Here is a 22,069-nt window from a genome sequence, read left to right as displayed (position 1 = left end):
GGGCATTGCCGAACCGGGGAAGCGCGCCTAGGTTCGGATGCAAAGAGGAGAATATCTTATGCGTGTGTTCTTTACAGGCGGGTCCGGCAAGGCCGGGAAACATGTCATCCCCTATCTGGTGGGGCAGGGCCATCGGGTGTTGAACTTCGACAAGGTGCCGCTGAATGCCGCCGGGTCGCATGACCTGTTGGGCGATATCACCGATGCGGGGCAGGTCTATTCGGCGATGAATTCCCACGCCGGATATGATGAGCTGGAGACGGGTCTGGGGGCGCAACCCTTTGACGCGGTGGTGCATTTCGCGGCCGTGCCGCGGATGATGATGTGCCCCGATACCGAGACGTGGCGGGTCAATGTCGTCGGCACCTATAATGTCATCGAAGCGGCAGTGAAGATGGGCATTCGCAAGGTCATCGTTGCCTCCAGCGAGACGACCTATGGCGTTTGCTTTTCAGACGGGGTGACGGACCCGCATCAGCTTCCGCTGACCGAGGACTATGACATTGATCCGATGGACACCTATGGCACCTCGAAAAAGGTGAATGAGGTCACCGCGCGGACCTTCGCGCGGCGGTCAGGGGCGGATATCTATGCGCTGCGGATCGGCAATGTGGTGGAGCCGCATGAATATGCCCGCGACTTCCCGCGCTATTTCGCCGACCCGATGCTGCGGCGGCGCAATGTGTTCAACTATATCGATGCGCGGGATCTGGGGCAGATCGTGGACCTGTGCCTGAAGAAGAACGGGCTGGGCTATCAGGTGTTCAACGCCTGCAACACGACGAATGGGATGAATATTCCCAATGAGGAGTTGCTGAAGCGGTTCTTCCCGAATGTGCCGGTGACGCGCAAGTTGGACCCGTGGGAGAGCCTGATGTCGAACGAAAAGGCCCGCACGGTGTTGGGGTTCAAGGACCAACACGACTGGCGGGCCTATGTGCCGGGGTTCGGCGCGGTCTGAGCCGGATCAGGCCCGGGGAAGGCGAAGCCAGAACCGGGCCATCAGGCTGGCTGCCGCCGCGGCAAGGCCCACGACAAGGCCAAGCCAAATCCCAGTCGCGCCATAGCCAAAGACAAAGGCCAAGGCATAGCTGGCGGGAAATCCGATCACCCAATAGCTGATGGCGGCAAAGACCATCGGTATCTTGGTGTCATGCACGCCCGCGAGCATTCCCAAGGCCAGAACCTGCATGGAATCGGCGAGTTGGAACAGCGCGGCACAGGCCAAGAGCACGGTGCCAATGGCTAGGATGGCAGCGCGATCGGTGCTTGCCGGGTCGATAAAGACCGAGATCATTGGCTGCGGGAAAGTCAGGAAGACAAGGACCGTCAGGCCAGCAAAAACAAGGGAAAGGGCGATGGCAACGGCAGCGCCGCGACGCAGATCGGCGATATTGCCTGCGCCATGAAAGCGCCCCGTCCGGACCGTGACCGAATTGGCAAGTCCGACATGGACCATGAAGGTCAGCGCGGTGATTTCCAGCGCAATGCCATGGGCGGCGAGTTCCACGGTGCCGATCCAGCCCATCATCAGGGCGCTGGCCTGAAACAGCCCAGACTCGGCAAGGCCCGTCAGGCCCATTGGCCAGCCCAGCCGGAAAACGGCGGCAAAGCCCGGCCAATCAGGCTTCCAGAAGCGGATGAAAAGCTGGTATTTCCGCAAGGATGGCAAGAGACCGGCGTAAAGGCAGATCACCAGCAGCGTCACGATCTGCACGATCAGGGTGGCGATGGCCGATCCGGTCACGCCCAGTTCCGGTGCGCCCCAGTTCCCGAAAATCAGCATCCAGTTCAGGATGCCGTTGATGGGCACGGCGGCGAGGGTGACCCAAAGTTGCACCTGCGTGCGTTCCAGCGCGGCAAGGTAGTTTTTCAGCACCATGACCATCAGGGCCGGAATCATGCCAAGCCCGACGAGGCGCAGGTAGTCGCGGGCCAGAGCCGCGACATCGGGTTCCTGACCAAGCGCGAGAAGCACGGGTTCCGAGTACCAGAACAGCGGATAGATCAGGATGCCAAAGAGGATCGAGAGCCAAAGCCCCATGCGGGCAACGCGGCGCACCTGCACCTCATCGCCACGCGCCTCGGCCGAGGCGACCATGGGCATGACGGCCTTTGCAAAACCAGACCCTAGGATGAAGAGGACGAAAAAGCTGGACGATCCCAGAACGCCCGCCGCAAGGGGCAGGGTGCCGTACCAGCCCAGCATGACCGTATCTGTGACGTGCAGGCCGAATTGAGCGAGCTGGCTGCCGATCAATGGAAGGCCGAGAGCGAGTAATGACTTTGCGTGGCCTGTAACGGTTAGGCCATGCTGAGGGTGCGACAAATTATACATGTCGAAGGCTTACGCCCAAGAAAGTGGCACTGCAAGGCTCAGAATGACTGGAGCAAAAGGGTGAGGGAGAGGCCCGCGATGGCCAGCCCTGCCGACAGTTCAAGGAGGGGCAGGGTGAAGGCGAGTTGCTGTTCCAGACGAGACTGCATCAGCCCGGCCAAGCCACCCTCGCGGAAGGTGGCGGCGGCAAAGGCCGTGGCGATGGTGACCGTTGCGGTGCCAAGCCCCATGGCAAAGGTGCCTGCTATGCCCGCAGGTGCGATGCCAAGGGCGAAGGTCAGCACCAAGAGAAGGAGCGCGCCGGAACAGGGGCGCATTGCGATGGCCGCTATCAGAAGGGCTGCGTCGCGGAAGGACTGGACCTGTTGGACTTGTTCAAGGCTGGGTCCGTGGGCGTGGCCGCAGCCGCAATCTGGCCCGTGGTCATGCCCGTGGTCATGCCCGTGGTCGTGATGGTGACTTGCGGCAGGTGTCGCGCGCATGAGGCCCTTTGCGCCGCGCCAGACAAGCCAGCCGCCAAGTGCCGCTACAAGAGCGTAGGAGAGCGGGAGCATGGTCTTTTCGGCGACCTGTTCCATTTCGGGGCGCGACCACCCCAGCAGCAGGCTGCCCCCGGCCACCAAAGCCACAGCCGCGGCGGCTTGCGCAAGGGACGAGGCCAAGGCCAGCCCGGCCAGCCGTGCCATTGGCACCCGACGGGTCAGGCCATAGGCCCCGATGACGGCTTTGCCATGTCCGGGGCCGACGGCATGGAAAAACCCGTATCCAAAGCAGACGGACAAGAGGGCAGTCCAAGCGCCGGGTTGGCCCGCCTTCAGTGCGCGCACGGCCCCGGCGAGACTGTCTTGGACCTGACGTTGCTGATCGCGAGCAAAGTGGAGGAGAGCGTCAAGCCCGCCGCTTGCCCAAAGGACAAGGCCAAGCGCGGCGAGGCCGAGGCTGGTAGACAAGATCAGCTTGCGGGGCATGAGACCACCACTTCTTCGGCATAGGCATCTCCGATAGCCGGGAAGTCGGTTTCAGCATCGGCGCTGCCTGCCTGTTCGGCCAAGGCGGCCTCCAGCCTTTCATCAGCAGCTTCACGATCAGGTTCATAGGCCTGCGATGTGCAGTCTTCGCGCCCGGTCAGGATGGTCGGGAAGGCGATGGTGTAGGCGGTGTAATACGACGGATCATAGACCCGAAGGATGAAATCGGTGCCGCCAAGGGCAAGCGGCTGTTCAAAGCTGCGCAGATGGGTACTGGTCAATTGGCCGTCGATCAGGGCTGCGGTCGGCTCTTTTGGAGGCGACAGGAGCAACGGGGTTTCGCCCAGAAAGGCATAGCTATCGCCAGCAAAACCTGCATCCCAGTTCATGTCGAAGCCTTGAAGGCGCGCGATTTCCTCGGCGGTCAATTGGCCGTCAAAATCGGGGTCAAAGCCGTTTTCCGCCAGATAAGTCAGGGAATACAGATCGTCATAGGCCCATGTCACGCGAACGCCCGTCGCCAGACCCTCGGCGTTGAAGATCAGTTCGACGCCCGTGTCGATGAAGATATGGGGATGGGCCAAGACGGGTGCCGGAAGAAGGGCGGCAAGCGTGGCCACTATGGTCTTGCGGGGACGGGGCAGGAGAAACGGCATTGCAACGCTTTATGGTGAACCTGTGACCCCAAGATAAGGGACACGCCAAGCGGCGGCGAGTCCCGAAAATGCGGTCGCGGTTCACAAGCGGGGGATCGCCTAGCCTTTGCGCAAGACCGGATGCTGCGCGGTATCAAGAATGTGGCCCGCCGCGTTGATCACCTGCGCGGCATGGCCGACGATCAGAGGGTCGACCTCACCAATCAGGGATTTGTCCTTTCCGGGGTAGTCGATGGTCGACAGGAAGTGGCGCATACAATTCAGCCGCGCCCGCTTCTTGTCATTCGATTTGACGATGGTCCAAGGTGCATCGGCGGTATCGGTGTAAAAGAACATGGCCTCTTTGGCCTCGGTATAGTCATCCCATTTGTCTAGCGACGCCTTGTCGATGGGAGAGAGTTTCCACATCTTCAGCGGGTCCGTTTCGCGCGACTTGAAGCGGCGCAGCTGTTCGTCGCGGGTGACGGAAAACCAGTATTTGTAAAGCCGGATGCCCGAGCGGACGAGCATCCGTTCCAGTTCCGGCACTTCGCGCATGAATTCCAGATATTCCGAAGGTGAGCAGAAGCCCATCACGCGCTCGACCCCGGCGCGGTTGTACCAGCTGCGGTCGTAGAACACCATTTCACCGGCAGTGGGGAGGTGGTTGAGGTAGCGCTGAAAGAACCATTGTCCCTTTTCTGTCTCGGTCGGTTTGGTCAGGGCGACAACGCGGGCATAGCGCGGATTCAGATGCTCCATGAAACGCTTGATCGTGCCCCCCTTGCCCGCGGCATCGCGGCCTTCCATCAGCACGACAAATTTCTGGCCGGTGTCCTGCGCCCAGATCTGAACCTTCAACAGCTCGGCCTGAAGTTTGGCCTTTTCGGCTTCATAGGTCTTGCGGGCCATCGGGCGGGCATAAGGGTAATGGCCGCTTTCAAAGACGCGGGCAACGGTCGACGGATCGGCCTTTGGAAACGTCCTTGGGCCGGGTGTGGCCTTAACACTTTCCGCACTGGGGAGGGGTTGGTCCGAGGGCGCGGCATCCGGCATCAAGGTCGCACGGGATTGCGGGGCGGCACTGGTGTCGGATGTCGGAATTGCGTCTTTCATTGGGAAACCACCTTTTCGCTTAAACTGGGGCGCATCTTATCACCAGATCGCGAGGCGGGCTTTGATCCGGGTCAAGCAACTCGACGGCTTTGGTGCGCAGAAGATTTCGCCCCAGTGGAGAAATGGGTGATTGCAGGCTTGCGGTTGCACGATAGTCTGAGCGCAGAACAGGAGACCCCGACCATGATGACCCTTTATGGTGTGTACCGATCACGCGCCTTGCGCCCGCTTTGGCTTTTGGCCGAGGCGGATGTACCTTTCACCCATGTGCCCGTTATTCAAGCCTATCGGCTGGACAACCCAAAGGCCGCCGGCGCGCCCTTGAACACCGCGACACCAGATTTTCTTTCGGTCAATCCGATTGGCCAGATCCCCGCCTTGCGCGATGGCCCGCTGCTTTTGACCGAAAGCCTTGCGATTTGCCTGCACATCGCCCGCAAGCATGGGGGCAAGCTGGGGCCCGCATCGGATGATGAGGCGAGCCTGATGGAGAATTGGGCGCTGTTCGCCGCGACCTCGATTGAAGGGGCGGCGATCGAGATCCTGTATACCTACCGTGACAAGCAGCAGGACACACCAACCGGGCAAGGCATCCTGAAGATTGCCGCACAAAAGCTGTCGCGCCCATTGGCGCGGCTGGAAGCGCATTTGCAGGGGCGTGACTGGCTGCTGGACCGGTTTACTGTGGCGGATATCATCGTGGAAGAATGCCTGCGTTATGGTCAGCCCTATGCGCCCTTGCTGGCGGATTTCCCCAGTGTCGCCCGCTGGCTTTCCGCCTGTCAGGCACGACCGGCTTTTCAGAAGGTCTGGGCGACGCGCAACGCTGAGCCGGAATAGAGACCGGGAAACAAAAAGGAGGTGGCCGGATGAAACTGAAGGAAAAACTCAGAGACAAGGGCCGCCTTCTTTCCGGGGAAATGTGCATCATCCCATCGCCGACGCTGGCGCAGGCAATCGCCTCGACCGGGGTCGAAATGATGGTGATTGACCGGGAACATGCCGCGACCAATACCGAGACGCTTCATGCGATGATCATGGCGACTCAAGGAACCGATTGCGGGGCGATGGTGCGCGTGATCGACCACGATCCGGCGCAGGTCAAATTGGCTTTGGACATGGGGGCAGAGGGGATCATGTTCCCGCTGGTTCGCACGGCGGCGGAAACGAGGGCCTGTGTTGCGGCCACGCGCTATCCGCCGCGTGGCGTGCGCGGTTGGGGGGCCTTTGTCGCGCATTCCCGCTGGGGCGTGCCGCCGATGGAATATCTTCCGACCTTCGGTGACAGCATCGCGTGCTGCATTCTGATCGAGACGGTCGAAGCGGTTGAAAACATCGACGACATTCTGGCGGTCGATGGCGTTGATCTGGTGATCGTTGCCTCCTTTGATTTGTCGACGTCACTGGGGATATCTGGTCAGTTCGACCATCCCGATTTTACGGCGGCGGTGGCGCGGATCGAAGCGGCTGCGCGCAAGACTGGCGTGGCGCTGGGCGGTGCGGCGACGACGCCAGAGCAGGTGGCGGATCTGGCCGCGCGCGGGTATCGGCTTTTCGCGGGCTTTGACATTTTCCAGATCAAGAAAGCGGTGTCTGATCTGGTTGGACTGGTGCGGGCGCAGGGCAGGGGGTGACCCGGTAAGTGCTGACGCGGCAAATGGCGACTTGAGGCAAAGGCAGGGGCGCGCTATCTGACGCGCAACCCGAAAGGAAGCTTCCGATGCCCATGTTCCTGTCCAGCCGTGATGCCGATTTCGACGCCCGTTTTGCGGCCCTTTTGGCGATGAAGCGCGAAGAGGCCGAAGATGTCGATCAGATCGTGGCCGGTATCATTGCGGATGTGCGGGCGCGGGGCGATGCCGCGGTGCTGGAGCTGACGGCGAAATTTGACCGCCTGTCTTTGTCGGCTGACCAATTGGCATTTTCACCCGAAGAAATGGCTTCCGAGATTGCCAAGGTGCCCGCGGCAGAGCGCGCGGCGCTGGAACTGGCGGCAGAGCGCATCCGTGCCTATCACGAACGCCAAAAACCGGAAGATGCCTCATGGACCGATGCGGCGGGGGCGACCTTGGGCTGGCGCTGGACACCGGTTTCCGCGGCGGGGCTATATGTGCCTGGGGGGTTGGCTTCGTACCCGTCCAGCGTCTTGATGAACGCGATTCCGGCCAAGGTGGCAGGGGTTGAACGTCTGGTGATTGCCTGCCCGACGCCGGGTGGAGTGGTCAATCCGCTGGTGCTGCTGGCAGCACAATTGGCCGGGGTGGATGTGGTTTACCGGATGGGCGGCGCGCAGGCAATTGCGGCCTTGGCCTATGGCACGGCAACCGTTCAGCCCGTCGACAAGATCACCGGGCCGGGAAATGCCTTTGTGGCTGCGGCGAAGCGGCGGGTCTTTGGGCGGGTGGGGATTGATATGATCGCAGGCCCGTCCGAGGTTTTGGTGATTGCCGATGCTGGCAATGACGCCGACTGGATCGCGCTGGACCTGCTGAGCCAAGCCGAACACGACGAAAGCGCACAGGCCATTCTGATTACGACAGACGCCGCCCTGGGCGAGGCGGTGGCGGCTGCGGTGGAAAAGCGGCTGGAAACGCTGGAGCGCCGTGCGATTGCGGGGGCAAGCTGGCGCGACAATGGTGCGGTGATTGTGGTCGACAGCCTTGATCAGGCGGCGGCCTTGGCCAACCGGATCGCGCCCGAGCATCTGGAGATTATGGTCGAGGATGCCGAAGGCCTGGCCGCGAAGATCCCTCATGCCGGGGCCATTTTCCTTGGCCCTTGGACGCCAGAGGCTATCGGTGACTATGTTGGCGGGCCGAACCACGTTTTGCCAACAGCGCGGTCGGCACGGTTTTCTAGTGGCCTGAATGTGCTGGATTTCATGAAGCGCACCACGATGGCCCGAATGACGCCCGAGGCGCTGAAGGCCATCGGCCCGGCCGCAGAAACCCTTGCGATCAGCGAAAGTCTTGAAGCCCACGGGCTGAGTGTGCGGGCGCGGCTGGACCGGTTGAATGACTGATCTGGCACCTGCCCTGATCCCAGAGCTTTCAGTGCGGGATTGGCAGCGCAGCGTGGCTTTCTACCGCGAGCTTTTGGGGTTTTCGGTCTGCTATCTGAGGCCGGAAGACGGCTTTGCCATGCTGGAACGCGAAGGTGCACGGATCATGCTGGACCAGATCGGGGTCGGGCGGGATTTCGCCCCTTTGGTTGGAGCGATTTCGGGCCCTCTGGGGCGCGGTGTGAACCTGCAAATCCCGGTTTCTTTAGGGGCGCCAATTCTGGCTGCGTTGGAAGCAGAAGGATGGCCGTTGGTCATTGACCGCGAAGACCGCTGGTACCGGGTAGGGGACACAGAAGTTGGCAACCGGCAATTCGTGGTGGCCGATCCTGACGGGTATCTTTTGCGCTTTTATCAGGATTTGGGTTCACGGGCGGTCAAACAAGCCTGATCCGCAATGAAGCCTTGCCTTGGCTGGGGCGGTCGGGCATCACGGGGGCGTACTTAGCAAGGCCCGACCATGACGAACCGCATTTGCCATATCGAGATTGACGAGAAAGGTCTCGCCCGCCCGACGCCTGAGATTGAGCAGGAACGTCGGGTCGCGATCTATGATCTTTTGGAAGAGAACAGCTTTGGTCTTCCCGCCAAGGATGGGCGCGAGGTTCCGGACGGGCCCTATCGTCTTGGTCTGGCGATCCGCGAGGGCCGTCTGGTGTTCGAAATCGCGACAGAGGATGAGACCAAGGTGGGGGAGTTCCACCTGAGCCTTGGACCGTTCCGCCAAGTGGTGAAGGATTATTTCCAGATCTGCGAAAGCTATTTCGACGCTGTAAAACGCCTGCCACCAAGCCAGATCGAGGCCATCGACATGGCACGACGCGGTATTCACAACGAAGGCGCGCGGGTGTTGCAGGAACGGCTGGAAGGCAAGGCCGATGTCGATCTGGATACTGCGCGCCGCCTCTTTACCCTGATTTGCGTGTTGCATTGGGGGTAAGAGATTTTGGGCGATTTCCCGCAGTCTGTTCTATTCTGCTGCGATCATAACGCTGTGCGCTCGCCCATGGCCGAGGCGCTGATGAAAAAGATGTATGGGCAAAAGGCCTATGTGCAATCGGCAGGCGTGAAGAACGACATGGAGGTCGATGGGTTTTCCGTGGCCGTCTGTCAGGAACTGGGAATTGAGCTTTCGCGCCATCGCAGCCGCAGTTTCGAGGAAATGCAGGAATGGGGCGACGACCTGAGCCAGTTTGATCTTATTGTTGCTTTGTCCCCCGCCAGCCAGAGGCAAGCATTGGAACTGACCCGGCACTATCATCTGGACATTGAATATTGGCCTATTCTGGACCCGACGGGCTTAGGCGAAACCCGGGAAGCGAAATTGCAGGCTTACCGTCAAGCGCGGGACCAGATCCGGTCGCGGATGGTGGCACGCTTTGGCCCGCCGACCGAAGAGGGTGTAACAGCCTAGTCTGCGGTCACGCGGCCTTTGGCTTTGCCTCAAGAATGCGGGGAAGGGACGTTTCGATCCACCCGGTCAATGCAATCAGATGTGCCGCCGCTTCCTGCCCCAATGGAGTCAGGCTGTAATCGACGTGAGGCGGCACCACGGCATGCGCCTTGCGCGCAACCAAGCCATCCGCTTCAAGCTGTTGCAGGGTCTGTGCCAGCATCCGTTCACTTACCCCGGCGGCCTTGCGGCGAAGTTCGGAAAACCTGTGGGTTCCGGTCGCCAGAACAATCATTACCAAGGTGCCCCAACGGCTGGTCAGGTGGGACAGGATGGCCCGTGACGGGCAGGTTTCAGCCAGCACGTTGCCGCGCCGCCAGCCATCAAGAAGCTTTTGTGCATCTGTGTCGGAGGCCATGTGCGTTCCTTTCCTATACTAACAAAAATGTATGTACTTCCTTTTCGTAAGTAAAGGGGTCATTTAGCGGTCATGACACCCCAAGATTGGAAATGGGAAAGGAAAGATAATGACGACAATCGCAATCACCGGAGCCACGGGACAATTGGGCCGCTTGGCCATCGCGGCGCTGAAGGCAAAGGGAGAAATGCCGATTGCCCTTGCCCGCAGCCCGGAAAAGGCAGCTGATCTAGGGGTTGAGACCCGCGCCTTTGATTACACTTCGGCCGATCCCGCTGCGCTGAGCGGCGTGGATGTTCTGGTGCTGATTTCGTCGAACGATTTCAATGATCGGGCGGGCCAGCACAAGAACGCTATCGCCGCCGCTAAGGCGGCAGGCGTCGGTCGGGTTGTCTATACCTCGATCCTGAAGGGCGATGCCTCACCGATGATCTTGGCGCAAGATCACATTGCAACCGAAAAGGCCCTGCGCGCTTCGGGTCTGCCCTTCACCATTCTGCGGAACGGCTGGTACGTGGAAAACTACCTTGGTGCCTTGGGGGCCGCGCTGCAATATGGCGCAATGATCGGGGCAAGTGGCGAAGGCCGGATCTCGGCTGCAACGCGGGCGGATTATGCCGAGGCCATTGCGGCGGTCGCAAGTGAAGCGGACCATGAAGGCAAGGTCTATGAACTGGCGGGCGATGTCGGGTTCACTCAGGCCGAGTTGGCCGCGGAAATTGCGACGCAGTCCGGCAAGCCGGTAGTCTTCAACAATCTGCCCGAAGCAGATTATGCCAAGGCGCTGGTTGGTTTCGGCCTGCCCGAGGGCTTTGCCGCCGTGCTGGCCGACAGTGATGCCAAATCTGCCAAGGGCGCGCTGGAAGACAACAGCAAGACCTTGTCCCGCCTGATCGGGCGACCGACGACGCCGATGAAAGATGCCGTCAAGGTGGCGCTGGAAAGCCTTTAACAGACTGGCAAGGCCGCTTTCGTTCTTTGAAGGGGCGAAAGCGGTCTTTTCCTTGGCGGTCAGGTCGATAATCTGTGCCCGCAAATCAAGGAGTGCCAGAATGTCTGATGCCGCCACTGCCCGCGCAACGATCACCGCCTATTACGCGGCCTTCAATGCAGGAGATGCCGCAGGAATGTTGGCCTGCATCACCGACACAGTCGAACACCGCGTCAATGAGGGTGGTATTCGCTGGGGCCGCGAGAAATTCTCCGAATTCTGCGGGCATATGGGGGTCAGCTATCGCGAAGAACTGAAAGACATCGTGATCTTTGTTTCCGATGATGGCACGCGGGGGGCGGCAGAATTTGTCGTTCACGGCGAATATCTGAAAACCGACCCCGGACTGCCAGAGGCCAAGGGGCAGCGCTATATTCTGCCTGCCGGATCGTTCTTCACGCTTGAAGGCGACAAGATTTCGCGGGTGACGACCTTCTACAATCTGAACGACTGGATCGCGCAGGTGTCGGCATGAGCCGACCTTTGCCGGAGGGGATTTCGGTCCGCGTCCTGACGGGCGCGGATCTGGAAGCCGCGCTGGACGATGTGGCGGGGCTGCGGATCGCGGTCTTTCGGGATTGGCCCTATCTTTACGATGGTTCGCGAGACTATGAGCGCGAGTACCTGCAAACCTATCGTGACAGCCCGGGTGCGGTATTGGTGGGGGCCTTTGCCGGGGAAAGGCTGGTGGGCGCGGCGACGGGGACGCCGATGGAAGACCACGCTGCTGATTTTGCGGCCCCCTTTCGAGCCACGGGTGTTGATCTGTCGAAAATCTTCTATTGTGCGGAATCGGTACTTTTGCCGAAATTCCGCAGTCTGGGGATTGGGCATCGGTTCTTTGACCTGCGCGAAGACCACGCGCGCAAGCTGGATCGCAGCCATGTTGCCTTTTGTTCGGTCATGAGGCCGGACAGCCATCCGGCACGGCCTATCGAATACCGGTCCAACCATGCCTTCTGGGAAAAGCGCGGATACCGGCAGTTGCCGGGGGTCACGGCAGAGTTTTCGTGGAAGGATGTGGGCGAGGCTGCGGAATCGACCAAACCACTGCAATTCTGGATGCGAGAACTATGAGCGCCTTCAAACTGGCAAGTGCGGCTTACCCGCTGTCGTGGTTCGATCGTTTTGAAGACTATGCCGAGAAGATTTCCGACTGGGTGGCGAAGGCGGCCGGGCAGGGTGCGAAACTCTTGGTTTTCCCGGAATATGGCGCGATGGAGCTGACTTCGCTTGGCGGGCGTGAAGTGGCGGCTGATCTGGAGCGGGGCTTGCGCGAGGTGGCGCGCCATGCTGCGGCAGTTGATGCCCTGCACCATGAAGTGGCGCGGCGCCATGACGTGATGATCCTTGGCGCGTCGGCGCCGTATTTTCTGGGTGATCGCCCAGTCAATCGCGCCACCCTTTATGGGCCAGAGGGTGTGATCGGACATCAGGACAAACAGATCATGACGCGGTTTGAGCGCGAAACGTGGGATGTGGTTGCCGGAAAAGGGTTGAAGGCCTTTGACACCGATCTGGGCAAGATCGGCGTTGTGATTTGTTACGACAGCGAATTTCCACTGTTGGCGCGGCATCTGGTCGAGAGCGGAGCCGAGATCCTTTTGGCCCCGTCCTGCACGGATAGTTTGGCTGGGTTCACACGTGTGCGAGTGGGCAGTATGGCACGCGCCTTGGAAAACCAATGTGTCGTTGCCCATGCACCAACGGTTGGGCTCTGTGACTTTTGCCCTGCTGTGGACGAAAATGTTGGTGCGGCGTCGATCTACGGGCCGCCAGACCGGGGTTTCCCGGCAACGGGTATTCTTGCCGAAACGGAACTGAACGCCCCCGGATGGGCGGTGGCGGATGTTTCGTTGGCGGCAATCCGCGAGGTACGCCGGGACGGTGGTGTTCTGAACCACCTTCACTGGTATGAGCAGGCCAGCCGGATACGGTCCTAGGCTGAAGCGAGCCCCGGCGGATATCGACGCTTATCCGCCGGGGGCTTGGCATGATTGCTCTGGCTGTGTTCAGAACGGCGCGAGTTCAGCGGGGAAGTTCTGAAAGCTGACGGGGCGCAGCCAGCGTCGGATTGACAGTGTCCCGACCGAGGTTGCCCCGAAATTTGTGCTGGCCGGGTAGGGGCCGCCATGGACCATCGCTTCGCTGACTTCGACGCCGGTGGGGAAGCCGTTCACCAAAACGCGCCCGGCTTTTCTTTCCAGAATGGGCAGCAGCGAGCGGGCGAGGTCTGTGTCGGCTTTGTCCAGATGCATCGTGCAGGTCAGCTGGCCCTGAAGGCTCCGGGCCAAGGCATGCAGGTCAGAAGGCGATTTTACCCGGACGATCAGGCCAAGGGGGCCGAACACCTCTTCGGCGAGCATGTGGTCAGCAAGCCAGTCTTCGCCAGAAACCTCATAAAGATAGGGCGTTGCGTTGCGTTGGTCGCACATTGTGGTCAAGATCGCCCGCACGCCTTTGCCAGCGGCCACACGGTCGCGTCCATTGCGATAGGCTGCGGCGATGCCATCGGTCAGCATGGTCTGTGCGCCGACTGCACCAACTGCATCTTTGGCGGCCTGAACGAAGCGGTCAGCATCCACGCCGTCAATCACGACCGCAATGCCGGGATTGGTGCAAAACTGACCTGCGCCTTGCGTCAGCGAGGCGGCCCAGCCTTTGGCAATCGCTTCGCCGCGTTCCGCAAGGGCAGTTGGCAGCAAGAACATTGGGTTTACACTGCCGAGTTCGCCAAAGAAGGGAATCGGGTTCGGACGGGTGGCACAGAGGTCGAACAGGGCGCGGCCCCCGGCCAAAGATCCGGTAAAGCCTACGGCGCTGATCAACGGATGCGTGACTAGCGCCTCGCCAACCGCGCGATTTCCGCCTTGGATCAACGAGAAGACTCCGGCAGGCATGCCGCAGGCGCGGATCGCGGCGTCAATGGCTTGGGCGACGATTTCGCCCGTTCCCGGATGGGCCGAATGGCCTTTGACGACCACTGGGCATCCGGCGGCAAGGGCCGAGGCGGTATCGCCGCCCGCAACAGAGAAGGCCAGCGGGAAGTTGGACGCGCCAAAGACGGCAACGGGGCCAATCGGGCGCTGGATCAGTTTGATGTCCGGGCGGGGTAAGGGTTGGCGGTCTGGCATAGCCACATCATGGCGCATGTCCAGCCATTCCGGTTTCAGGATGTGTTGTGCGAAGAGCCGCAACTGACCGGTCGTCCGCCCCCGCTCACCGACCAATCGCGCCTCGGGCAGTCCACTTTCCTGGGTGCCGATTTCTGTAATCTCGGCGCCGCGCGCGTCGATTTCATCGGCAATCTTGTTCAGGAAGGCGGCCCGTTCTGCGGCTGGACGCGTGGAATAGTCCCAAAACGCCTCTTCTGCCGCTTCGCAGGCCTGCGCCACATCTGCAGGTGTGCCAACTGAGAACGCATGTGACGGTCCATGTGCCGGATTGGAATCAAAGCTGGCCGCTCCGGCCACCCAATTGCCTGCGATCAGATGCTTGCCCGTCAGCACATTTTCCTCCTGTCAGATGCCGTCAGAACTGGAAGGCATCCGTCGTGAGGCGCCGACCAAGTGTCATAGCATCGGCTACATGGATCATCGGGGCAAGGTCAACTTCTGATCGACCTGCACGCACCAATTCGGCCATACGAGCATAAAGGGCCGGGTATTCCCCCATGATCGTATTCTCACCCGCAACAGGCTTGCCATCAACTTCCAGAACATTCCCGCCCATCCGCAAGTCAAGCCTGCCCGAGGTGGTTTCGACCGCAATATCCCATGTTTGAGGCCCGACTTGGCGCCAGTCAAAATCGGCCAGAACATTTCCGGAAAAGGTCAGACGCGCAGCGATCGGGGTTTGGCGGTTGGACGGAAACTCCAACTCGGCGGACTGCAGATGGACTGGGCCAGGAAGGATTTCAGTGAGAATGGAGAGAGCGTTGATGCCGGGATCAAAGACGCCCATCCCGCCGGGTTCAAAGACCCAATCTTGGCCCGGATGCCATTTGCGGACGTCTTCCCGCCATGTGATCCGGGCTGCGGTGACAACCTTATCGGCAAGCCAGGCTTTGGCTGGTGCGACGGCCTGAGCCATGCGGCTGTGCCAAGTGGTGTAAAGGCTTAGGCCTGCTTCTTTGGCAATTTGCTGAAGAGACTGGACTTCGGCCAGCGTCGCGCCCGGTGGTTTTTCCAGCATGACATGACGCCCGGCTGATAAGGCAGCCTGTGCCGCAACGAAGCGTGGCACAGGGGGAAGGGCTAGCGACACGACTGTGACGTCGGGACGTTCGGCCAGCATTTGATGAATGTCCGTAAAGGCCTGAACGCCCTCGACCCTGCCATTGCGGCTAACCGTGCAGGCAAGGTCCCAGTCTTCTGACCCGGCAATTGCCGGAACGTGCTGGTCAAGCGCGATCTTACCGATCCCGACAAGGGCGACCTTCATAGCTGACATCAATGGCTGTCCTTTCCAACGGGCGCTCCACGGCAACCCTTGAAGAAATCAAGATCAGCCCCGGTATCCGCGCCTTGCACGTGCTTTTGATGCAGTAACCCATAACCTGACTCAAAGACCATGTGCGAGGGGGCCATTCCGAAAGGCGGCGATCAAGCTCTTCCTTGGAAATATCGAGATGAAGGCGGCGGTTCGGAACGTCGAGTTTGATGAAATCGCCATTGCGAACAACGGCAAGTGGGTTTCCTGCTGCCGCGTCGGGCGAGGTGTAAAGGCAGACTGTTCCGTAAGCCGTCCCCGACATGCGCGCATCCGAGATACGAACCATGTCCGTGATCCCCTTTTCAAAACCTTTGGGGGCAGGCCAATGTTTCCAACCTCGGCCATCCCCGGATAGCCCTTTGGTCCGCAGTTCTTCAGGACCATCACGCAGGTCTCGTCGATATCAAGATCAGGATCGTGGATCTTGGCTTTGTAGTCGTCGATATATTCGAAGACGACGGCGCGACCGCGGTGGACCATCAGATGCTGAGACGCGGCTGACGGTTTGAACACCAGGCCTTTCGGGGCAAGATTTCCTTTCGGAACGACAATTCCGCCCGATTGGGTCAGCGCTTTTTCCGCAGGAAGGATTACATCATCGTTGTGGTTTTGCACATGTTTGACCTGATCCCACATGGATGGTCCCGAAACGGTCAGCGCGTCACGATGCAAGAGCCATGGCTCGCCCAAATGCTTGATGACGACCGGAAGCCCGCCTGCGTAGAAGAATTCTTCCACCAGATACTTGCCCGAAGGCATGAGGTTCACAATCGTTGGCACATCGCGGCCACACCGATCCCAATCGTCCAGCGTGAGGTCCACGCCCACGCGGCCCGCAATTGCCAGAAGTTGGATCACGGCGTTGGTCGAGCCGCCGATGGCCGCGTTGGTGCGGATCGCGTTTTCAAAGGCTTTTTTTTGGTCATCACGTCGGATGGCTTCAGGTCATCCTTGACCATTTGCACGATCCGGCGGCCGGTCAGTTGCGCCATCACGCGGCGACGGCGGCCGACGGCGGGAATGGCAGCATTTCCAGACAGCGCCGTGCCCAAAGCCTCGGCCATGCTGGCCATCGTGCTGGCCGTGCCAATCGTGTTGCAAGAACCGGGGCTGCGCGACATGCTGGCCTCGACATCGGCAAATTCGGCGGCAGACATTTCCCCGGCTTTGACCGCCTCGGAGAATTTCCACAGATGGGTGCCCGAGCCGACCCGTTCATTGCGCCAATAGCCGTTCAGCATCGGCCCGCCGGTCACGACGATGGACGGCAGATCGGTTGAGGCCGCGGCCATCAAAAGGCTTGGCGTTGTCTTGTCGCAGCCGACCATCAGCACGCAACCATCAATAGGCTGACTGCGCATCTGTTCTTCGACAGACATCTCGGCGAGGTTGCGAAACATCATGGCAGTTGGCCGGAAGGCACTTTCGCTGACCGAAAAGACCGGTACTTCGACGGGAAGGCCACCCGCTTCGTAGATGCCGTTCTTTACCCGCTCGGCAAGGTCACGCAAATGCGCGTTGCACGGGGTCAGTTCCGACCAAGTGTTCATGATCCCGATGACCAGGCGGCCATCGAAAAGGTCATGCGGAAAGCCTTGGTTCTTCATCCAGCCGCGATGATAAATCTGGTCGTGGCCGGTGCCGCCAAACCATTCCTGAGAACGAAGTTTGCGGGGCCAAACGGCAGGTTTGAAGGTCATTTTTGTACTTAGTGTGTGTGAATTGTCTGGAGGCCCGTGGCAGGGGCGAATTCCAGTGTGTTGATCAGCGGAAGGCCGAAATCAGGACTGCTGATTTCGAAACGGTCACCTGCCTGTGTCTTCACTCCGTCGGCGACGGACAGCGTGGCGGTGCCAAACATATGGACATGAAGATCCCCCGGCTGGCGGAAGATGGCGTATTTGAAGTGGTGGTGTTCCAGATTGGCCAACGAGTGAGACGTGTTCGCTTCGCCAGGCAGAAAGGGTTTTTCCCACAACACCTTGCCGTCCTGCCAGATCCGGCTGGTCCCGCGTATATCAAGCGGCGCAGGCCCGACGCGCAGTTCAGGCCCAAAATTCGCCACCCGCAATCTTGAATGCGCGAGCCAGAGGTAGTTCACCTTTTCGGTGACATGGTCAGAGAGTTCATTTCCCAAGGCAAAGCCCACCCGGCAGAGCGTGCCATCCAGGGCCACGATGTAAATTCCAGCCAGTTCAGGCTCTTCGCCGCCACCCTCGGCAAATCTCGGTGCGACCAGTGGATGTCCGGAGGCGACAGCGCCGTAGCCATTGCCCCTGTGAAACTATTCGGGTTGGGCGCCGACTTCGCTTGCAACCGGACGTCCACCTTCCAGCCCCATACGAAACATCTTCAAAGAGTCGGTCAGGTTTTCGCCCTCGGCGATTTTGGCGTGCATCGCATCGCGAGCAGATGCACTGCCGAGATGTGTCAGTCCGGTGCCGGTCAGGTGAAGATGCGCCGGATCTGGGTGATGAATTGGAAGGCCAAGCAATCCGTTTTCCGCAAGCTGCGGCAGGCTTACGGCATCCCGTTTGCCGCGATCAACGACCACATCAACCAATGGTCGGCGCGCTGCGGCGGCTTATGCGGCAAGGTCGTAGGTCGAAGTCGCAACGGGAATGATCCAGGCTAAGGCTTCGATGCGTGCGACGGCATGAACCCGTCCGTCACGCATAAAGATTTGGATCAGATACATACGGGTCCCCTGTGGTGGCGATCTGGATCCGGAAATGGCAGCACTTCGAAACTACAGCTTCCAACTGATTAAAAGCAGGTGGCCCCAACTCGGCCGGTTTTCGAAACTCTAAAAGCCTTCGTTGACTATTGATACGCATTTACATATCAGCCAAGTGGCAAAGATGACAAAAACATGGCTATTTTGGTATGTATGGTAAGCTGGGCGAAGCAGTCATTGGGCTCAACGGCCTTAAACTTTGCCATGTGCGCCAATTGGCGGAAATTCGGACTACGGGCCGCCTGGGACCGGCGGCTGAGAAGATCGGCGTGGCGCAGCCTGCGGCGTCGCGCATGATGTCTGAGATGTGGGTGATCATCGGGCATCCGATTCACGAGCGGGAAGGCAGAACGCTAAAGTTGACTGTCGCCGGTGTGGTCCTGGCGCGGCGCGCAAGCCGGATTCAGCATGAACTGCATGACGCCGGACTAGAGGTTGCGGAAGCGGTCTCCGGGACTTTCGGTCATGTGGGGGTCGGTTCGGTGACCGGGCCGTCGCTCAGTCACGTCCTTCCAGTGTTGCGCAAACTGAGGGAGGACCGTCCGGGCATTACGGTAGAGGTGGTCGTGGCCACCTCGGACGATCTTTGCCGGCAAATTTTGGAGGGGGAGTTTGATTTTGCTTTGGGCGCGTCCCTGCAAGTTTGCATGACCAGATGGTTCAGCGCGGGCTTGGAAGAGAGCCGCTGGAACAGATTGTCCGCCGCGATCACCCGCTTCTGGCAAAGGCTGCGCAAAGGTCGAAGATCTTATGCATTACGACTGGGCTATGTCGGGCGACCAGACGCTCTTGGCACAGACCGAGCGCCGTTGGTTTGCCAATGCGGGCCACCCGTTGATCGGCAGTGGGTTTCGACGTCTTCATTCCTTTTCACGCTGGCACTGCTGAAGGAAACCGATGCAATCGCGCCGTTGGCGAGTTCCGTTGTTGATAGCTTGCTGGCGGCGAAAACATGCCTTTTGCGCAGATGCCTATCGCCCTGAACATCGCGGTTGAGGCCTATACCAGCTTTCATCGCAGAGACACGGCTTTGCCACCTGCGGCCGCACGGGTTCTGAACATGATCCACGGATTTGCAGAGACGGCATAGCCTTAGTCCACAGTCAATCAGCGAAGAACTGGAAGCGCATGTGGTGATTGTACACCTCGTTTGGACGCAAGGTGGCAGAGGGGAAATCGGGGCGGTTCGGACTGTCGGGCCAACGCTGTGTTTCGACAGCGAAGCCGCCACGCGGCCCGATACGCGCACCGTTCTTTCCCGGATACCCAGAGGGAAAATGCCCAGCCGTGTAAAGCTGGACACCGGGCTGGTCGGTCCACAGTTTGAACCCGCGGCGTGAAACAGGATCAACGGCCGTGATCTGCGGCTGGTTCTGGGCTGTCAGGCAAAAGTTGTGGTCAAATCCACCTGGCGGAACGTCGGCATCTAATGGCCGCTGCTGGCGAAAATCAAAGGGTGTCCCGGCCACGGCAGTCGGATTTCCAACAGGAATGAGGTCTTTGTCGACCGCAAGGTAATGGTCAGCAGCAATTGTCAGCAGATGGTGGTCTATCGATCCACTGCCTTGGCCAGCCAAGTTGAAATAGGCGTGGTTCACAAGGTTAACTACGGTCGGTTTGTCAGAAACCACGGCTCGGAAACTGATCTCCAGAGTGTTCGGAGCTGTAAAGGTATAGCTGGCTTCGGCCGCCAAGGTGCCGGGGTAGCCCATATCTCCATCTGCTGAGGTCAGGCCAAAACTTACCCCAGTTGTGGACGCCGACGTAACCTTCCAAACTTGGCTATCAAACCCGTCTTTGCCTCCGTGTAGCTGCTTTTCGCCCTCATTCGCCTGTAGCTGGTAATCTTCACCATCCAGGTGAAAATGGGCGTTTGCGATGCGATTGGCGTAGCGTCCGCATGTTGCACCAATATAGCGGCTTTCTGGTGCCAGGTATTCTTCAGCTTTGTCGTGTCCCAGGACGATATCGGCCAGCTTTCCGTCACGATCCGGTGCCCAAAGCTGGACCAGGCGGGCTCCGAAGTCGCTAAGCAAGGCGCGGCAGGAACCACCATCGGAAATGGTAAGGAGCCCCACCGATTTGCCGTTAATCTCTCCCCAAGGCTTTCTGTTGTTCTGTGACACGTCCATGAACCATTCTTGCCATTTCTTCTGTAGCGGCGAAGATAGTGAAAGCCATCATAAAGGCAATCGCAGGAAAGGGTCCCGCTTTCATGGCTTGCGCCTTATTCGGGCATCCGGCAGAGATTGCGGGGTTCCATCGGCGAGAGAGAAGATGTCCGCGGAAACTGATCTGGTTATCCTTGATTGCGATGGCGTGCTGATCGACAGCGAATTGATCAGCGCTGAAATGCTGGTTGTTGAATTGGCGAAGTTGGGTGTCAACATCGACCTGAAATATGTCGCTCGCCATTTTCTAGGGCGCAGTTATCCGACGGTCATGCAGACCATCCGGCGCGATTTCGGACTGGACCTTTCGCCCGATTTTGAAGCCCAATACCGAAATCGCCTGCTGGAAGAATTTGAGAAACGTCTGGAGATCATGCCCGGAGTCAGGGAACTGATCGCAGAATTGAATGTGCCTTGTTGCGTTGCAACCTCGTCCAGTCCGCGCCGAGTGGAATTTTCCTTGCGTCATGTTGGTTTGTGGGACCGATTGGGTTCAGTCACCTACACGGCAAGCCTTGTCGAGCGTGGAAAGCCAGCCCCGGACCTGTTTCTGTATGTGGCGGAAAAGATGAAAGCCGAGCCATCTCGCTGTATTGTCATCGAAGACAGCTTGTCGGGGGTGAGGGCCGGACTGGCGGCTGGAATGCAGGTCTGGCGATTTGTTGGCGGAAGTCATATGCGCCCTGATCCGCCTGAAGAGCCTGAAGATGCACGACCACATCACAGATTTGCGTCTTTCGACGAATTCTTTCAGATTGCACCTGACCTAAGAAGAAGGACTTGATCCGGATGGCTGATACAGATTCCACCCCCCTTGATGATGCCGCGCGGGCGGGTTGGCTGTATTATATCGCCGGAATGACGCAAGATCAGATTGCGACAGAGCTTGGGATCAGCCGTCAAAGAGCGCAGCGTCTGGTCAGCCGGGCAATGTCCGAGGGTCTGATCCACGTTCGCCTGAATCACCGGATTGGCGCCTGTATGGATTTGGAGCAGGCACTGCGAGACAAGTATCAGCTGACCCGTTGCCGCGTCGCGCCTTCGCTTGGGCCGGGGGTGGATTCTGCAAAAGGAATTGCAGCAGCGGCTGCGGAAGAACTGGAACGCTTTCTACGCATGACCGACCCGTTGGTGATCGCCTTCGGAACCGGGCGTGCCCTGCGGGCAATGGCCGAACGTTTTATGCCTAGCGATGCCAGCCACCATCGCATCGTGTCGTTGTTGGGCAATATCGCTCCGGATGGTTCTGCCACACTTTATGACGTGATCAGCCGGATCGCTGAAAAGCTGGATGCAACGTATTATCCTATGCCTGTTCCGGTGATTTCGGACACGCCGCAGGAACGCGAGTTCTTCATGCATCTTCGACCGATCAAAGCTGTGTTCGAACTGGCACGAAAGGCCGATGTGACCTTCGTTGGCGTCGGGCAGATGGGCGATGATGCGCCCTTGGCTGTCGACGGTTTTGTGTCACGCGAAGTGCTTGAGGAACTTCAGGCGCAGGGTGCTGCGGGAGAAATCGGCAGCTGGGTCTATGACGGGCAGGGGCGCTACCTCGACAGCCCCCGCAATGCGCTTGTGGGCGGCGTTCGGGTAGAGCCCGGCCAGACAAAACCTGTCATTGGGGTGGCAGCTGGTAAGAACAAGGTCAAGGCCCTGCGGGGTGCCTTGGCAGGCCGTATCATCAACGGTTTGGTGACGGACGAAGCCACCGCCCAAATCCTTCTTTCCTGATATCGCGCCGCCG

The 22,069-nt window shown here is 59.6% G+C and carries 25 protein-coding genes and 1 pseudogene; 15 read left to right on the top strand and 11 right to left on the bottom strand.

Annotation, left to right across the window (positions count from 1 at the left end; translation table 11 throughout):
- Positions 1-58 precede the first annotated feature (58 nt).
- Positions 59-961, top strand: coding sequence for an NAD-dependent epimerase/dehydratase family protein (locus tag ACSBLW_RS06865; RefSeq protein ID WP_435259480.1), 903 nt, complete (start codon positions 59-61; stop codon positions 959-961).
- Between the two features lie 6 nt (positions 962-967).
- Here the strand turns inward: ACSBLW_RS06865 and ACSBLW_RS06860 are convergent, their stop codons facing one another.
- The 4 genes from ACSBLW_RS06860 to ppk2 all read right to left on the bottom strand — a co-directional run bounded on the left by ACSBLW_RS06860 (position 968) and on the right by ppk2 (position 4,997).
- A complete protein-coding gene (locus ACSBLW_RS06860) occupies positions 968-2,338 on the bottom strand; it encodes an MATE family efflux transporter (RefSeq protein ID WP_435259479.1) in 1,371 nt (456 codons plus the stop codon).
- A 38-nt stretch (positions 2,339-2,376) separates the two neighbouring features.
- Positions 2,377-3,306: a nickel/cobalt transporter gene (locus tag ACSBLW_RS06855; protein WP_435259478.1), complete on the bottom strand. Its 930-nt coding sequence runs from the start codon at positions 3,304-3,306 to the stop codon at positions 2,377-2,379.
- A complete protein-coding gene (locus ACSBLW_RS06850) occupies positions 3,291-3,962 on the bottom strand; it encodes a DUF1007 family protein (protein WP_435259477.1) in 672 nt (223 codons plus the stop codon). Before ACSBLW_RS06850 ends, ACSBLW_RS06855 begins: the two co-directional genes overlap by 16 nt.
- A gap of 99 nt (positions 3,963-4,061) precedes the next feature.
- Positions 4,062-4,997 carry a polyphosphate kinase 2 gene (gene ppk2, locus ACSBLW_RS06845; RefSeq protein ID WP_435260059.1) on the bottom strand — a complete coding sequence of 312 codons (936 nt, stop codon included), beginning with the start codon at positions 4,995-4,997 and terminating at the stop codon, positions 4,062-4,064.
- Positions 4,998-5,240: 243 nt separating this feature from the next.
- Here ppk2 and ACSBLW_RS06840 point away from each other — a divergent pair, with 243 nt between their 5' ends.
- The 6 genes from ACSBLW_RS06840 (at position 5,241) to ACSBLW_RS06815 (ending at position 9,532) form a co-directional block, all read left to right on the top strand.
- The gene (locus ACSBLW_RS06840) at positions 5,241-5,897 is read left to right on the top strand and encodes a glutathione S-transferase family protein (protein WP_435259476.1); all 657 of its coding nucleotides are present in this window, start codon (positions 5,241-5,243) and stop codon (positions 5,895-5,897) included.
- 29 nt (positions 5,898-5,926) lie between these two features.
- Positions 5,927-6,691 (top strand): HpcH/HpaI aldolase family protein, encoded by a 765-nt coding sequence (locus tag ACSBLW_RS06835; protein WP_435259475.1) that lies wholly within the window; start codon positions 5,927-5,929, stop codon positions 6,689-6,691.
- A gap of 86 nt (positions 6,692-6,777) precedes the next feature.
- Positions 6,778-8,079 carry a histidinol dehydrogenase gene (gene hisD, locus ACSBLW_RS06830; RefSeq protein ID WP_435259474.1) on the top strand — a complete coding sequence of 434 codons (1,302 nt, stop codon included), beginning with the start codon at positions 6,778-6,780 and terminating at the stop codon, positions 8,077-8,079.
- A complete protein-coding gene (locus ACSBLW_RS06825; protein WP_435259473.1) occupies positions 8,072-8,509 on the top strand; it encodes a bleomycin resistance protein in 438 nt (145 codons plus the stop codon). Before hisD ends, ACSBLW_RS06825 begins: the two co-directional genes overlap by 8 nt.
- A 69-nt stretch (positions 8,510-8,578) precedes the next feature.
- Complete coding sequence (locus ACSBLW_RS06820) at positions 8,579-9,058, top strand: UPF0262 family protein (RefSeq protein WP_435259472.1); 480 nt, start codon at positions 8,579-8,581, stop codon at positions 9,056-9,058.
- 6 nt (positions 9,059-9,064) lie between these two features.
- Positions 9,065-9,532 (top strand): low molecular weight phosphatase family protein, encoded by a 468-nt coding sequence (locus tag ACSBLW_RS06815; protein WP_435259471.1) that lies wholly within the window; start codon positions 9,065-9,067, stop codon positions 9,530-9,532.
- 7 nt (positions 9,533-9,539) lie between these two features.
- Here ACSBLW_RS06815 and ACSBLW_RS06810 read toward each other — a convergent pair whose 3' ends face one another.
- Positions 9,540-9,929 carry a winged helix-turn-helix transcriptional regulator gene (locus ACSBLW_RS06810; RefSeq protein WP_435259470.1) on the bottom strand — a complete coding sequence of 130 codons (390 nt, stop codon included), beginning with the start codon at positions 9,927-9,929 and terminating at the stop codon, positions 9,540-9,542.
- Between the two features lie 109 nt (positions 9,930-10,038).
- Here ACSBLW_RS06810 and ACSBLW_RS06805 point away from each other — a divergent pair, with 109 nt between their 5' ends.
- From ACSBLW_RS06805 to ACSBLW_RS06790, 4 genes are all read left to right on the top strand, one after another.
- The gene (locus tag ACSBLW_RS06805) at positions 10,039-10,881 is read left to right on the top strand and encodes an SDR family oxidoreductase (protein ID WP_435259469.1); all 843 of its coding nucleotides are present in this window, start codon (positions 10,039-10,041) and stop codon (positions 10,879-10,881) included.
- Positions 10,882-10,981: 100 nt separating this feature from the next.
- Positions 10,982-11,395: a nuclear transport factor 2 family protein gene (locus tag ACSBLW_RS06800; protein ID WP_435259468.1), complete on the top strand. Its 414-nt coding sequence runs from the start codon at positions 10,982-10,984 to the stop codon at positions 11,393-11,395.
- Positions 11,392-11,997, top strand: a complete 606-nt coding sequence (locus ACSBLW_RS06795; protein WP_435259467.1) for a GNAT family N-acetyltransferase — start codon at positions 11,392-11,394, stop codon at positions 11,995-11,997. Before ACSBLW_RS06800 ends, ACSBLW_RS06795 begins: the two co-directional genes overlap by 4 nt.
- On the top strand, positions 11,994-12,863 hold the full coding sequence (locus ACSBLW_RS06790; protein ID WP_435259466.1) for a carbon-nitrogen hydrolase family protein: 870 nt from the start codon (positions 11,994-11,996) through the stop codon (positions 12,861-12,863). The genes ACSBLW_RS06795 and ACSBLW_RS06790 overlap by 4 nt, the downstream gene beginning before the upstream one ends.
- A 69-nt stretch (positions 12,864-12,932) precedes the next feature.
- On the opposite strand, the gene ACSBLW_RS06785 is transcribed toward ACSBLW_RS06790, so the two are convergent.
- The 5 genes and pseudogenes from ACSBLW_RS06785 to ACSBLW_RS06765 all read right to left on the bottom strand — a co-directional run bounded on the left by ACSBLW_RS06785 (position 12,933) and on the right by ACSBLW_RS06765 (position 17,977).
- Positions 12,933-14,429 carry an aldehyde dehydrogenase (NADP(+)) gene (locus ACSBLW_RS06785; RefSeq protein ID WP_435259465.1) on the bottom strand — a complete coding sequence of 499 codons (1,497 nt, stop codon included), beginning with the start codon at positions 14,427-14,429 and terminating at the stop codon, positions 12,933-12,935.
- Between the two features lie 22 nt (positions 14,430-14,451).
- A complete protein-coding gene (locus ACSBLW_RS06780; protein WP_435260058.1) occupies positions 14,452-15,363 on the bottom strand; it encodes a Gfo/Idh/MocA family protein in 912 nt (303 codons plus the stop codon).
- A gap of 8 nt (positions 15,364-15,371) precedes the next feature.
- Positions 15,372-17,114, bottom strand: a pseudogene (locus tag ACSBLW_RS06775) (IlvD/Edd family dehydratase).
- Between the two features lie 8 nt (positions 17,115-17,122).
- Positions 17,123-17,590 carry a hypothetical protein gene (locus tag ACSBLW_RS06770; RefSeq protein ID WP_435259464.1) on the bottom strand — a complete coding sequence of 156 codons (468 nt, stop codon included), beginning with the start codon at positions 17,588-17,590 and terminating at the stop codon, positions 17,123-17,125.
- A gap of 108 nt (positions 17,591-17,698) precedes the next feature.
- Positions 17,699-17,977, bottom strand: a complete 279-nt coding sequence (locus ACSBLW_RS06765; RefSeq protein WP_435259463.1) for a hypothetical protein — start codon at positions 17,975-17,977, stop codon at positions 17,699-17,701.
- A 323-nt stretch (positions 17,978-18,300) separates the two neighbouring features.
- Between ACSBLW_RS06765 and ACSBLW_RS06760 the strand changes: the two genes are divergently transcribed.
- Positions 18,301-19,134 carry a LysR family transcriptional regulator gene (locus tag ACSBLW_RS06760; RefSeq protein WP_435259462.1) on the top strand — a complete coding sequence of 278 codons (834 nt, stop codon included), beginning with the start codon at positions 18,301-18,303 and terminating at the stop codon, positions 19,132-19,134.
- Positions 19,119-19,241 (top strand): hypothetical protein, encoded by a 123-nt coding sequence (locus tag ACSBLW_RS06755; RefSeq protein ID WP_435259461.1) that lies wholly within the window; start codon positions 19,119-19,121, stop codon positions 19,239-19,241. The genes ACSBLW_RS06760 and ACSBLW_RS06755 overlap by 16 nt, the downstream gene beginning before the upstream one ends.
- Before the next feature lie 13 nt (positions 19,242-19,254).
- Here the strand turns inward: ACSBLW_RS06755 and ACSBLW_RS06750 are convergent, their stop codons facing one another.
- Entirely contained in the window at positions 19,255-20,283 is a 1,029-nt protein-coding gene (locus ACSBLW_RS06750; RefSeq protein WP_435259460.1) for an aldose epimerase family protein, read from the bottom strand.
- A gap of 145 nt (positions 20,284-20,428) precedes the next feature.
- On the opposite strand from ACSBLW_RS06750, the gene ACSBLW_RS06745 reads away from it, so the two are divergent.
- Together ACSBLW_RS06745 and ACSBLW_RS06740 are read left to right on the top strand one after the other, a co-directional pair.
- Positions 20,429-21,106: an HAD family hydrolase gene (locus ACSBLW_RS06745; protein ID WP_435259459.1), complete on the top strand. Its 678-nt coding sequence runs from the start codon at positions 20,429-20,431 to the stop codon at positions 21,104-21,106.
- Positions 21,103-22,056, top strand: coding sequence for a sugar-binding transcriptional regulator (locus ACSBLW_RS06740; RefSeq protein WP_435259458.1), 954 nt, complete (start codon positions 21,103-21,105; stop codon positions 22,054-22,056). Before ACSBLW_RS06745 ends, ACSBLW_RS06740 begins: the two co-directional genes overlap by 4 nt.
- The last annotated feature ends 13 nt before the right edge of the window (positions 22,057-22,069 follow it).

The sequence above is a fragment of the Thioclava sp. FR2 genome (genome assembly GCF_051200875.1).
GTDB lineage: Bacteria > Pseudomonadota > Alphaproteobacteria > Rhodobacterales > Rhodobacteraceae > Pseudotabrizicola.
Note: the sequence above shows the minus strand (reverse complement) of the source record. Positions and strands in the feature narration are given on the sequence as shown.